The sequence below is a fragment of the Mesorhizobium sp. M0898 genome (assembly GCF_040319695.1).
Classification (GTDB): Bacteria; Pseudomonadota; Alphaproteobacteria; order Rhizobiales; family Rhizobiaceae; genus Mesorhizobium.
Map to the genome: position 1 here is coordinate 71,018 of NZ_JAMYOE010000003.1, position 12,885 is coordinate 83,902.

The following is a 12,885-nucleotide window of genomic DNA, read 5'->3' on the forward strand; positions in this document are numbered from 1 at the left end:
CAATCAATCGACAAAAGCTAATGTCGGCAGGTCGACGACGGTGGCGCCGCCATCGACGGTCAGGATCGAACCGTTCATCATGGCCGCCTCGCTCGAAGCGACGAAGCAGACGACGTTGGAAACCTCTTCCGGTGTCGCCGGCCGGCCGAGCGGGACGTCCCTGGTCACCAGCCGGTAGGCATCGTCGATCGAGCCAAGTCCGTGCTTCTCGACGATCACCGCCATCTGTTCGTCGGCCATGTCGGTCGAGACCCAACCCGGGCAGATGATGTTGGTGCGCACGCCCTTGCGGCCATAGTCGCGCGCCAGCGATTTGCCGAAGCCGATGCAGGCATGCTTCATGGTGACGTAGCCGGCGGCGTCCGGGCCGGCAAACAGGCCGGCGATCGAGGCAACGACGACGATGTTGCCCTTCCGCGCGATCAGGTCCGGCAGGCATTCGCGGGCGCAGACGAAAGCGGTGTCGAGATTGGTGCGCGTCGCCAGGCTCCAGGTTTCGTCGCTCATCGAAATCGTCGGGCCGACACCATGGCCGCCGGCATTGGCGACGAGGATGTCGACAGGTCCGATTTTTTCATGCACTTCGGCAAGCGCCGCACGCACCGCCTTCGGATCGGCGGCATCGCCCTGCACCACCAGACCGCCAATATCCTTGGTCACAGCTTCCAGCGGCTCGCGCCGCCGGCCCATCAGGACCACCTTGGCGCCGTCGGCCGCCATGCGCCTGGCCACCGCCGCGCCGATCCCGGTGCCGCCGCCGGTAATGAAAGCCGTCTTTCCCGAAAATCGCATTGTTCCATCCCGATTGGTAAGCGCGCCGGCTATGTGCCGATCTTCGCTGGGAATAATGCGGCACGGGCCAATCTGCGTCTTGTCCGAGCGAGAACTTTGTTTTGACTGAGTGCGCACTTTGCGCCCTGTCCGATGAAGTGCCGCGCGACCTTGCGCGCGGCACTCGCTCGCCGGATTACTTTTTCACCGCTTCCAAATCCATGACGATGTCGACATCCGGGCCAAGGCCGAAGCCGGCCGCGGCCTTGGCCATCGGGAAGTCGGCCGTACTGACCTTGCCTGTGGCGCTGAACGCCGCCTTGGTCAGCGTCGCATCCCACGGCGCCGGCGCCTCGTTGATCAGCGTCACGTCGAGGGTGATCTCTTTGGACACACCGCTGATGGTGAGATTGCCGGTGACCTTGCCGGTCTTGTCGCTGACCTTCTCTACCTTGGTGCTTTCGAAGGAGATCGCCGGGAATTCGGCGGCGTTGAAGAAGTCGGGGCCTTTCAAATCGCTGTCGCGCTGGTCATAGGCGGTGTGCACCGAGCCGACATCGATCTCGGCCTTGACGCTGCTTTTCGATGGATCGGCCTTGTCCATCACGATGGCGCCCTTCACCGCATCGAACTGGCCATGCGCGATGCCGTAGATGCCGTGTTTTATGGTGAAGGTGATCCAGGCGTGCTGGCCGTCGATCTCGTAAGTGTCGGCATGTGCTGCCGATGCGAATGCGCACACCGAGGCAAAGGCCAACGCGGCCGTCAGTTTTCTCATCGTCACGTAACTCTCCCCATTGTTGGTTGTCGTTCTTTGGCTCAGGAAAAGCCGAGGGCGGCTCCATGCGGCGCCCATAGGATCGCCGTCAGGATGGCCAATATCGCCGGTGTGGCGATCAGCAGACCGGCAATCGGCGGCCGCAACGGCCGGACGCCGGGAACAAGGCCCCGCAGCGGACCGGGCATCAGCATGGCCACGATCAGCGGCAAGGATGAAAGCACCAGCGCGACCGGATTAGCCTTCGGCGCCAGCAGCGCGACCTGGATCTGCACGGTGGCTGCGGCGTAGATAAGCAGCAGTTCAGTGCCCTTGCTCCAGGCAACGGCGGAGCCTCCGCGCAGCACTGTGATGTACTGGACAAGACACCAGCCGCCGGCGAGCGCGGCAAGCGATCCCAGCAATTGCCCGGTGACGATCGAGGCGCCAAGCACCGAGATGATGGCGCCGGCCAGGCAAAAAGCGAGCATCGCCGCCGGCACCAGGAACGGCGCTTCGGCGGACGACGATGGCGAGGACCGCGCCGACAGCAGCATCGCGGCGCCGACGATCGCCAACAGGCCGGCGATGAGGGCGGCGACCATCTGCAGGTCGAGTGAACCGCCGGCCAGGCGGCGCCAGCCAAGCCACAGCAAGGCTACCGCAAGCGCGGCGGCGACAAGCTTGCCCGCAACGGCAGCGCTCAACAGGCGTTCGGGCAACAGGCCCACGACGATGCCGCCAGAGGCGAGATAGATCAGCTTCTGGCTGGCGGCGACCGGCGGCACCACAGGCGGCCCGAGCGTGTCCCAATAGAAGAACAAAATCAAAGCGGCCCACAGCAGAGAAAGCACTGATCCCGGCAGTGCGACCCTTGCCAACAGCGCCATCACCGTGCCGAGCGCGAGTGGCAGCGCAGCAGTGGTGACCATCGGATTGCCCAGCAACGCACTCAATCGTCGACACCTCTTTGACAACCGGGAAGCCTGCGCAAAACACGCTGCTCGATGCGACTTTGGTCTAGGCCAGTCGACTGCGGGGCGTCTTGTCCAAGCGGGAACTTTGTTTTGACTGAGCGTGCACTGGCACCATCAGCCGCTTGAAGCCAGCCGACACGCTCCATAACCCTGATGCAACGTGTTCACCAGCAATCGAGGAGGATGGCGTGAACGAGAGAACCGTGCCGCCGATCAGCACTGCTGCCGCCGCTTTCCTGGCGCGTCCGCACCGGCCCTTCATCAATGGACGCTTTGTTGACGGCTTGGCGGGAAATGGCCTCGCTGTCGATGATTCCGCCTCCGGCGAGATCGTCGCGCATGTGCCCGAGAGCGGTCCCGAACTGGTCGACCAGGCGGTGCGTGCTGCGCGTGCAGCCCTTGAAGGCCCGTGGGCCTCAATGCGGCCGGTCGACCGCCAGAACCTGATGCTGAAGCTCGCCGACGCCATCGAGGCCGATGCCGATCTCTTGGCCGAGATCGAAAGCATCGAGAACGGCAAGTCGCTAGGTGTCGCCCGCATGCTTAGCGCCGGCGGCAGCGTCGACTGGCTGCGCTATTATGCCGGGTGGGCGACCAAGATCGAGGGCTCGACCTTCCAGGTGTCCATTCCGGTGCCGCCTGGCGCCAGGCATCAAGCGATGACCATAATGGAACCGGTCGGCGTCGTCGGCGCCATCGTGCCGTGGAATTTCCCGTTGCTGATCGGCATGTGGAAGATCGCGCCGGCGCTCGCCTGCGGCTGCACCGTGGTGTTGAAGCCGCCGCAGGAGACGCCGCTCGGCCTGCTCAGGCTCGCAGAACTGATCAAGGCGTCAGGCTTCCCGCCCGGCGTCATCAACATCGTGACCGGCAGCGGCAGCGTCACCGGCGAGGCGCTGATCCGTCATCCCGGCATCGACAAATTGACCTTCACCGGTTCGACGGAAGTGGGAAAGCGCGTCGGCCACGCGGCCGTCGACCGCGTCGCCCGCTTCACGCTGGAGCTCGGGTCGAAATCGCCGATGATCCTGCTTGCCGACATGGAAGAAGGTATTGAGCCCCTGGTCGCCGGGCTCGGCATGTTTTTCAACCAGGGCCAGGTCTGCACCTCGGCCTCGCGGCTGCTGATCGAAAAGTCTATCTATGACCGCACGCTGGCGCGGCTGGCCGAGATCGCCGATGGCATGACACTGGGCGCCGGCCGCGATGCCGAAGCCCAGATCAACCCACTGGTCTCGGCCAAGCATCGAAGGAGCGTCGAGGGCTTTGTCGAGCGCAGCCTGGCGGCCGGCGGCGAACGCGTCAGCGGCGCGCGGTCGGTACCGGCCAGGGGCCATTATGTCGCGCCGACCATCCTGCACAATATCAGGCCCGACATGGAGATCGCGCGTGAGGAGGTGTTCGGTCCGGTGGTAGCGGCGATGCCGGTCGCCGATCTCGACGAGGCGATCCATATCGCCAACGACACGCGCTATGGCCTGTCGGCCTCGATCTGGACCCGCGACATGGGCAAGGCGATGACCGCCGTCCACGGCCTCAAGGCCGGCACGGTGTGGGTCAATTCGCATAACACGCTGGACCCTGCGGCACCCTTCGGCGGCTTCAAGCAGTCCGGCATCGGCCGCGAACACGGCCGCGCGGCGATCGACGGCTATCTCGAGACCAAGACCGTCATCATGCGCTACGCCTGACGCCATGAACGCTGCGTACGACTACATCATCGCCGGCGCCGGCTCGGCCGGCTGCACGCTGGCCAACCGCTTGGTCAATACCGGCAAGCGCGTGTTGATCGTCGAAGCCGGGCCGGCCGACAATTCGCGCTTCATCGACATGCCCGCCACCTTCGCCAAGGTGATCGGCACGGCGCGCAGCTGGATCTACGAATCCGATCCCGAACCCAGCGTCGGCGGCCGCCGGCTACCGGTGCCGCAGGGCCGCACGCTGGGCGGCGGGTCGTCGATCAATGCCATGCTCTATGTCAGGGGCCAGCCGCAGGACTATGATGACTGGCGCGACCTTGGCTGTCCCGGCTGGGGCTGGGACGAGGTGCTGCCGGTGTTCAGGCGGCTGGAGCGCAACGAGCGGCTGGCCGGCGATCGCCACGGCACCACCGGACCGCTGCCCGTCTCCGATCCCCGCCATCGCCATCCGCTGTCTCTGGCCTATGTCAGGGCCGCGCAACAGGCCGGCTATCCCTTCAATGACGACTTCAACGGGGACAGGCAGGAAGGCGTCGGCTTTTACCAGACGACGACCGCGAATGGCGAAAGACAATCGGCGGCAAAGGTGTTCCTGAAGCCGTTGGCAGGCAATGCCAACCTCACCGTCGTCACCGATGCGCTTGTCACCGGCGTGACATTGGAAAACGGTGCGGCAAGCGGCCTCGCCTACACCACATCGGACGGACAGACCCATACAGCGACGGCGGAAGCCGAAGTGATCCTCACATCAGGCGCGCTGGCGACGCCGAAGCTGATGATGCTGTCGGGACTGGGGCCAGCCGAACATCTGACCGCGCTGGGCATTCCCGTCATCCGCGACATGCCCGCGGTCGGCCGCGACCTGCAGGATCACGTCGCGGCTCCCGTCTATGCGCTGACGCGCCAGCCGATCTCGCTGCTTGGTGAGGACCGTGGCCTGCGGGCGCTGCGCCACGGCCTGCAGTACCTCATGTTCCGCACCGGCCTGCTCACCTCGAATGTGGTCGAGAGCGGCGGCTTCTTCGACGCCGATGGCGATGGCCGTCCCGATATCCAGTTCCACGTCCTGCCGGTGATGATCGAGAGCGCCGAACACGGCTCGATCGAGCGGCACGGCATGGAGATCAATCCTTGTGTGCTCAGGCCGAAGTCGCGCGGCACGGTCAGGCTGCGCTCGCGCGATGCGGCCGATCCGATCCGCTTCACCACCGGCTTCCTGTCCGATCCGGACGATCTCGCCTTGCTGCTGGCCGGCATGAAGATCGCCCGCACCATCCTGCGCCAGCCGGCGCTGCAGGCCATGGTGGCGGAGGAGCTTTCGCCGGGCGCGGCCGCGGATCTTCCTGACCAGGCGATCGTCGGCCACATCCTCGAACACGCCAAGACGGTCTACCACCCATCGGGAACCTGCCGGATGGGCAATGACGACAGTGCCGTGGTCGATCCGCGGTTGCGCGTCCGCGGCGTGCCGCGCCTGCGGATCTGCGATGCCTCGGTCATGCCCAGGCTCATCAGTGGCAACACCAACGCGCCGGTGATCATGATCGCCGACCGCTGTGCCGATTTCATCCTCGGCAGCGCTTAGCGAGAAACGGTCAGCCGAGAGAAATCCAGGCCGTTTTGAGATCGGTGTATTTGTCCAGCGCATGCATCGACTTGTCGCGACCGAAGCCGGACTGCTTGACGCCGCCGAGCGGCACGGTGATGTCGGCGCCGCCATAGGTGTTGACGTGGACGACGCCGGCATTGATGTTGCGCACCATACGATGCGCCGTGGAGAGGTTGGCGGTCCACACCGCCGAGGCAAGGCCATAGACCGTCGAATTGGCAAGCCGCACCGCCTCTTCCTCGGTCTCGAAGCGCATCACGCCGAGCACCGGCCCAAACACCTCCTCGCGGGCGAGTTGCATCTCTTGCGTCACGTTCTCGAAGATCGTCGGCGCCATGTAGCTGCCGCCGGTTTCGGCCAGGATCCGTCCGCCGCCGGTGACCAGACGGGCGCCTTCAGCTGTCGCCCGTTCGACGAAGCCGAGATTCTTGTCCAGCTGCTCGGCGCTTGATACCGCACCGACGTCGCTCGTCAGATTGAGCGGATCGCCGACCTTCAGCCGCGTGGTCGCTGCGAGGAGCTCGTCCATGAAGCGGTCGTAGACCGACGCCTGGACGAGCAGGCGCGAGCCGGCAACGCAGACCTGGCCGGAATTGCGAAAAATGCCGTTGGCCGAGACGATTGCGGCCTGTTTCAGGTCCGGGGCGTCGGCAAAGACGATGTTGGGCGACTTGCCGCCGAGTTCGAGGAAGACGCGCTTCAGATTGGAACGCGCCGCATACTCAAGCAGATGCCGGCCGACCGGCCCCGAGCCGGTGAAGGCTATGGCGTTGACATCCATGTGCAGGCCGAGCGCCTCGCCGGCAACCGCGCCACGGCCGGTAACGACGTTAAACACACCGGCGGGAAGCCCGGCTTCGGCAGCGAGCTCAGCCAGCCGCAGAAGCGTCAGCGAAGCGACCTCGGGCGGCTTGACGACGATGGAATTGCCGGCAGCCAGCGCCGGCGCGATCTTCCAGGCGCCGATCATCAATGGGAAATTCCAGGGTACGATGACGCCGACAACGCCGAGCGGCTCCTTGTGGATCAGCCCGAGCACATTCTCGGCCGTCGGCGCGATCTCGCCATAGACCTTGTCGATAGCCTCCGCGTAGTAGCGGATGGTGCCCGCGGCCGATAACGGCTCGGCCTTGTAGGCCATGCCGATCTCGGTGCCGTTGTCGCGGACGCCAAGCACCGCCAGTTCATCGACATGCTTTTCGACCAGCTCGGCTAACTTCGTCAGAATCTTCTTGCGGAAGGCGGGGGCGGCGCGCGACCACGAGCCCTTCTCAAACGCCTTGCGCGCCGACGCCACGGCGCGATCGACATCGACGGCGTTGCCGTCGGCGATGCTGGCGAACGGGCGGCCATCGATCGGCGAGATCACGGGCAGCGTGGCGCCACTTGCACCTGCGGTCTGCGCACCATCGATGAAGAGGTTTCGCACACCGACCTCGGCCTTGCGCAGCATATCGATGGTGTTCTGGTTGATCATTGGGTACCGGCTCCGAAGGCGACATGCAGGGTGGTTGGCGCGCGAAATTCCCAGCCCCGGAACACCGGTTCCTTGCCTGGCACCAGCCGCAGATCCGGAAACCGTTCCAGCAGAAGCCTTACCGCGAGGCACATCTGCTCGCGCGCAAAAAACCGACCCGAACAGAAGTGATGGCCAAAGCCGAAGGCAGCGTGGTTGCCTTCATCACGAAGGATGTCGAAACGGTCGGGATCGGAGAACCGGATTTCGTCGCGGCTGGCCGAGGAGACGAGCGCGGCGACTGGCGCGCCCGCCGGGATGGTCACGCCGCCGAGCTCGACCGCGCGCGTCGTCTGGCGCGTCTGCGTGCCGATCGGCGCGACCCATCGCAAACCCTCGTCGACCGCCTTCGGCACCAAGGTTTCCAGATCGTCCAGCACCTGCCGCATCTGCTCGGGATGCGAAAGCAGGCCGGCAAGTATGGAGCCGGCGCCATGGCCGGGCTCCTGCATGCCACCGAGCAGGATGACCTTGATGCTCGGCATCACGAAGTCGATGGCGCGGGTCGCACCCTGCGGCATGCCGTCATGCAGTATGTGCGACAGGGCGGAGTCGTCAGGCGCGTGGACAAGCCTCTCCAGCGTCGGCAGGATGGCGGCGCCAACCTCGGCGCTGATCGCATCGGCGATTTCCTGGCGCTTCGGATCGTTCTCGAAATTGATGGCGCCCTGGGCAAGGCCATAGAACCAGCGCCGCAAGGTCGGCATGTCGATGTCGGCCAGCCCGAGCGAGCGCGCCAGGCTGAGCGTCGACACCGGCTCGAAATACTCGGCCATCAGTTCCGCCGCACCCTGCTCGGCGATCCGGTCGAGATAGGGTCCGGCGATCGAGCGCACGAGATCCCCGGCATAGGAAGCGACGGTGCGCGGCCGGTATTTCGGGTCGACGCCCTGGCGCAGATCCTTGTGGACGTCTCCGTCGGTGGTCAGGATGGTCGGCTTGCCGAAGGAGCGTTCGACCGGGGATGTCCCGACAACCGCGGAGAAGATGTCGGGCGACTTCGCGACCGTTTCGACATCCTTCCAGCGGGTGACGAACCAGAGGTTGACCGCCGGCACGAAAGCGACCGGCGCGTTGCGCCTCAGTTCAGCATAGATCGGATACGGATCGGCTTCCAGCGCCTCAACGGTGATGCTCTCGGCAAAGCTCAACGCCGCTACTCCCCTAGGGTGAAGAAGGGGGCGGCGTCATGCGCCGCCCCTCTTGATCTCAGTCCTTCAAAGGCTGTCCAAGCTCGGCGAAGGCCACCGGATCCCGGCTCTTCAACGCGCTCGCCAGCACAAGGCCAACCACGGCCGCGATCAGCACCAGCGCCGGCAGGAACACGCCGAGGAACCCGCCAGCACCGGACAGGCCGCCGAAATTGATGACGATCAGGTAGATGATGATGACGAAGGCGATGAAGGTCAGCCCCGGCAGGATTGTGGTCTTCACCGCGTTCTCCTGACTGGACGGGTTGGCACGGAAGAACATCACGACGGCGAGCGAGGCCACCGCCATCATCACGATGACGCCGAGAGTGGCAACGTTGGTCAGCCACGAAAACAGCGCCAGCACCGGGTCAAGGCCAAGCACGGCGAAGAGCCCGACGACGACAGCGGCAAGCACGCTCTGGATGACCGAGGCGACATGCGGGCTCTGGTGCGTCGAATGGGTCACGCCGATGGTCCGCGGCAGGAGCTTCTCGCGGCCGGAAACATAGATGTAGCGGGCGACCGCATTGTGGAACGCCAGTACGCCGGCAAACAGGCTCGACACGAACAGGATGCTCATGGCGTGCGAGAGCATCGTTCCGGCGTAGCGGTCGGACAGGCCGAACAGGAACGTGGTCGGATCCTGAAGCCCCTGCAGCGCCGGCAGCAGCTTGTCAACGCCGGCACCGACCGCCATCAGCCATGCGGTGACCATGTAGAAGACGCCGATCAGGATGACGGAGAAATATGTCGCCCGCGGAATGGTGACCTTGGGGTCGCGCGCCTCCTCGGCATAGATCGTCGTTGCCTCGAAGCCGATGAACGCGGCAAAGCAGAACAGGATGGCGATCGCCGGCGCGCCGCTGGTGATCTGGCTCCAACTGAACGGCGCCGCTGACAGTCCACTATCGCCTCCGGTCTTGACGATCGCCATGTCGAGGATCAGCACCACGACGTATTCGGCAAGCACCAGAACGGTCAGGATCTTGGCCGACAGGTCGACCTGCCTGTAGCCGAGCACGGCGACGATGGCGATGGCGACGAAACTCCACGCCCACCAGGGCAAGTTGATGCCCCAGCCGGCGAACAGCCCGGCGGTCGCGGCACCGAGAAGGCCCATGACGCCGATCTGCATGGCATTGTAGGACAGGATTGCGATCAGCGCCGTGGCGCCGCCGGCGAGACCGCCGAGCCCGCGCGCCGCATACGCATAGAAGGCGCCTGCATTGCCGACATGGCGCGACATGGCGACATAGCCGACCGCGAACAACAGCAGCAGCAGCGTCACGATCAGATAGGTGCCGGCAAAGCCCGCGCCATTGCCCATCAGCATGCCGAGCGGCGTGCCGCCAGCCACAGCCGTCAGAGGCGCCGCTGCCGAGATCACCATGAAGGTGATGGCGCCAACGCCAAGGCTGTTCTTCCTCAGCCGGTTCGCTTCGCCGGCTTCAATTGTCGTCATCTTTCCCTCCAATTCCGCGCTGCGGAAGCCAAGTGTCCCTGAAATGTCGAGGCCCTGTTTCGGGCCGCCTTGTCGTTTCATTATTTGCAACGACATTTCGAATATAGACTTGCAAAGGAACCGGCTTCCTGTCAAGTTAATTCGCACGTTAAGTATCAGATGGAGGATCAGATACGCATGGGTACGGTGAGCAAGGCCATCACGCTCCTGGAAATGCTCGGTCGCGGCGAGCCCGAGACGGCGTTGGCTGACCTCGCCCGGCGCGCCGGCCATGACAAGGCAACAACGCGCCGGCTGCTGGTCTCCCTGATAGCGCATGGGCTGGTCGAGCAGGATGAAGCCACGCGTCTTTACCGGCTGGGCGCCGGTGTCGCGCGGCTGGCGCTGATGCGCGAAGCCCAGTTCCCCTTCCTGCGCATGGCGGTGCCGGTGGTCGAGGCGCTGGCGGCGGAAACCGATGAGACGGTGCACCTGTCGGAATATTCGAAGCGCGGCCTGATCACAGTCCATGTCGTCGAATCGACCAGGGCCAATCGCGTCAGCGTGCAACTCGGCGAGGTGCTGCCGATGCATGCGACGGCTTCTGGCATTGCGTTCCTGGCGTTCACGGAAGAGCGTATCCGAGACGCTGTTCTGGCCGGACCGCTGCCGGCCTTCACGCCCCACACAATACGCGACGCGAAAACACTTGCCGAGCATGTCGCCGCCGCCCGCGCGCGCGGGCACTCGACCGGCTCGCAAGGCTTCGAGGAGGGCGTGCTCAGCGTCGCGGCGCCGATCCTCGGCGCCGACGGTTTTGCCATTGGCATCATCGCCGTCGCGGCGCCTAAGGTGCGGGTCCAGAAGGGCGAGATCGAGCGCTATGGCGCCAGTGTGGCGGCGGCTGCGCGCGTTATCAGCGAGCGGCTTTTCGGACGGCAGGGCCAGCCGGGCCTCAAGCGAGCATGACAACAAATACCCCTGCAAGGAGATTGACTGTGGAGGAGACACGCCGAATCCTGGTTATAGGCACCGGTGACACCAAGGCCGACGAATTGCTCTTCATGCGCGAGCGCATCGAGGCGGTCGGCGGTGTCGCCGTGATGATGGATGTGAGCGTGCTCGGCGATCCGCCCTACCAGCCGGCGCATGACAAGCATGCGGTGGCTCAAGCTGCCGACACGACCATCGAGGCGATCATCGCCAGCGGCGACGAGAATTCGGCGATGACGCTGATGGCGCTCGGCGCCTCGCGGCTTGCCCGCGCACTCTGCGACAAGGGCGAAATCCACGGTTTCATCGCGCTCGGTGGCTCGATGGGCACCGACCTTGCGCTTGACGTCGCGCTGGCGCTGCCGCTCGGCGTGCCGAAATTCGTCATCTCGACCATTGCCTATTCACATCTGCTGCCACCAGAACGGATCGCCACAGACCTGATGATGATCCTGTGGGCGGGCGGTCTCTATGGCCTCAACAGTGCCTGCAAGGCGGTGCTGTCGCAGGCCTGCGGAGCGGTGGTGGGTGCCGCGCGCGCCGTCGTTAAGCCGGACGCGACGCGGCCCAGGATAGGCATGAGTTCGCTGGGAAAAAGCTGCCTGCACTATATGGTGACGCTGAAGCCGGAGCTGGAGAAGCGCGGCTATGAAGTCATCGTCTTCCACACCACCGGCATGGGCGGCCGGGCGCTGGAGGCGATCGCCGCGCAGCGCGGCTTCGTCGCGGTGATGGATTTCAGCCTGCAGGAACTCGCCAACCAGCTGACCGGCTCGGTGGTGAATTCGGGCTCCGACCGGCTGGAAAATGCCGGTCGGCAAGGCATCCCTCAGATCGTGGCACCTGGCGCCGTCGACATGGTGGATTTTCCGACCTGGCAAGCAGTGCCTGCCCGTTTCTTCGAACGGCCGTACCATGCGCACAACCGCCTGCTCGCCTCGGTGACATCAGACGGCGAAACCCGCAAGGAGATCGCGCGCGCCATCGGCGAGAAGCTCGCCGCCGCAACCGGGCCGACCGCCTTCATCCTGCCGGCAGGCGGCATCCAGCAATGGGACCAGGAGGGCGAGCCGCTGCACGAACCGGAGGCGCTGTCGGCCTTTGTCGAGGAGATGCGCTCGAGCGTGCCCGGCAATGCCGAGTTGCACGAGATATCAGGGCACATCAACGACGCCGCCTTCAGCGCCAAGGCGCTGGAGATCTTCGACCGCTGGGTCGCCGAAGGCATTGTGCCGCTGGGCGCGCCGGAAGGAACACAAGCTGCATGAGCGGGCCATTGCCAAAGGCGCTGGTGCTTGACTTCGGCGGCGTCGTCACCCGCACGCTGTTCGAGACGCACGCGCTGACCGAACGCGCGTTGGACTTGACGCCCGGCACGCTCGGCTGGCGCGGGCCGTTCGATTCGGAATCCGACCCGCTGTGGCGTTCCATGCAAGCCGACGAGATCAGCGAGCGCGACTACTGGAAGACGCGCACGCGTGAAGTCGGCCGTCTCGTCGGCGAGGACTGGGACGACATGTCGACTTTCGTGCAGCGGGCGCGCGGCGCCGACCCGCAAGCGGTGGTGCGGCCAGAGGCGGAACGAGCGATCCGTGTGGCGCATGAAGCTGGCATCCGGCTCGCCATCCTCTCCAACGAGCTCGACTTGTTCTACGGCAACAGCTTTCGCGAGCGCCTGCCGCTGCTGTCGCTGTTCGAGACCATCATCGACGCCACCTACACGCATATCCTGAAGCCCGATCCGCGCGCTTATGCGATGGTGAGCGAAGCACTGCACTTGCCGCCCGCGGCTTGCGTCTTCGTCGACGACCAGAAGCGTAACGTCGACGGCGCGGTCGCCGCCGGCATGCTGGCCGTGCATTTCGACGTCGCCCAACCGGGGCAAGGCTATGCAGAGGCGCTCGGCCATTTCGGCGTTGCGGCCTAAG

11 protein-coding genes are annotated in these 12,885 nt (G+C 65.1%); 5 read left to right on the forward strand and 6 right to left on the reverse strand.

Annotated elements, in window-relative coordinates; all coding sequences use genetic code 11:
• Nucleotides 1–3 precede the first annotated feature (3 nt).
• The 3 genes from NKH90_RS05630 to NKH90_RS05640 all read right to left on the reverse strand — a co-directional run bounded on the left by NKH90_RS05630 (nucleotide 4) and on the right by NKH90_RS05640 (nucleotide 2,484).
• The gene (locus NKH90_RS05630; RefSeq protein ID WP_352469653.1) at nucleotides 4–792 is read right to left on the reverse strand and encodes an SDR family NAD(P)-dependent oxidoreductase; all 789 of its coding nucleotides are present in this window, start codon (nucleotides 790–792) and stop codon (nucleotides 4–6) included.
• Nucleotides 793–967: 175 nt separating this feature from the next.
• Nucleotides 968–1,549 (reverse strand): YceI family protein, encoded by a 582-nt coding sequence (locus tag NKH90_RS05635; protein WP_352539477.1) that lies wholly within the window; start codon nucleotides 1,547–1,549, stop codon nucleotides 968–970.
• Between the two features lie 41 nt (nucleotides 1,550–1,590).
• Nucleotides 1,591–2,484 (reverse strand): hypothetical protein, encoded by an 894-nt coding sequence (locus NKH90_RS05640; protein WP_352469651.1) that lies wholly within the window; start codon nucleotides 2,482–2,484, stop codon nucleotides 1,591–1,593.
• A 209-nt stretch (nucleotides 2,485–2,693) separates the two neighbouring features.
• On the opposite strand from NKH90_RS05640, the gene NKH90_RS05645 reads away from it, so the two are divergent.
• Nucleotides 2,694–4,196, forward strand: a complete 1,503-nt coding sequence (locus NKH90_RS05645; RefSeq protein ID WP_352817953.1) for an aldehyde dehydrogenase family protein — start codon at nucleotides 2,694–2,696, stop codon at nucleotides 4,194–4,196.
• 4 nt (nucleotides 4,197–4,200) lie between these two features.
• Nucleotides 4,201–5,790, forward strand: coding sequence for a GMC family oxidoreductase (locus tag NKH90_RS05650; protein ID WP_352767508.1), 1,590 nt, complete (start codon nucleotides 4,201–4,203; stop codon nucleotides 5,788–5,790).
• 10 nt (nucleotides 5,791–5,800) lie between these two features.
• Here NKH90_RS05650 and NKH90_RS05655 read toward each other — a convergent pair whose 3' ends face one another.
• Genes NKH90_RS05655 through NKH90_RS05665 form a run of 3 tightly spaced genes read right to left on the reverse strand, consistent with a single transcriptional unit; the run spans nucleotide 5,801 to nucleotide 9,985 of the window.
• Nucleotides 5,801–7,291: an aldehyde dehydrogenase gene (locus NKH90_RS05655; RefSeq protein ID WP_352817956.1), complete on the reverse strand. Its 1,491-nt coding sequence runs from the start codon at nucleotides 7,289–7,291 to the stop codon at nucleotides 5,801–5,803.
• Nucleotides 7,288–8,481, reverse strand: a complete 1,194-nt coding sequence (locus tag NKH90_RS05660) for a cytochrome P450 (RefSeq protein WP_352469647.1) — start codon at nucleotides 8,479–8,481, stop codon at nucleotides 7,288–7,290. The genes NKH90_RS05655 and NKH90_RS05660 overlap by 4 nt, the downstream gene beginning before the upstream one ends.
• A gap of 58 nt (nucleotides 8,482–8,539) precedes the next feature.
• Nucleotides 8,540–9,985: an APC family permease gene (locus NKH90_RS05665; RefSeq protein ID WP_352469646.1), complete on the reverse strand. Its 1,446-nt coding sequence runs from the start codon at nucleotides 9,983–9,985 to the stop codon at nucleotides 8,540–8,542.
• A gap of 177 nt (nucleotides 9,986–10,162) precedes the next feature.
• Between NKH90_RS05665 and NKH90_RS05670 the strand changes: the two genes are divergently transcribed.
• From NKH90_RS05670 to NKH90_RS05680, 3 genes are read left to right on the forward strand one after another with little or no spacing between them, the layout of a single operon-like run.
• On the forward strand, nucleotides 10,163–10,933 hold the full coding sequence (locus tag NKH90_RS05670; protein ID WP_352817958.1) for an IclR family transcriptional regulator: 771 nt from the start codon (nucleotides 10,163–10,165) through the stop codon (nucleotides 10,931–10,933).
• Entirely contained in the window at nucleotides 10,930–12,225 is a 1,296-nt protein-coding gene (locus NKH90_RS05675) for a Tm-1-like ATP-binding domain-containing protein (protein WP_352685375.1), read from the forward strand. Before NKH90_RS05670 ends, NKH90_RS05675 begins: the two co-directional genes overlap by 4 nt.
• 8 nt (nucleotides 12,226–12,233) lie before the next feature.
• The gene (locus tag NKH90_RS05680) at nucleotides 12,234–12,884 is read left to right on the forward strand and encodes an HAD family hydrolase (RefSeq protein WP_352818419.1); all 651 of its coding nucleotides are present in this window, start codon (nucleotides 12,234–12,236) and stop codon (nucleotides 12,882–12,884) included.
• Nucleotide 12,885 lies beyond the last annotated feature (1 nt).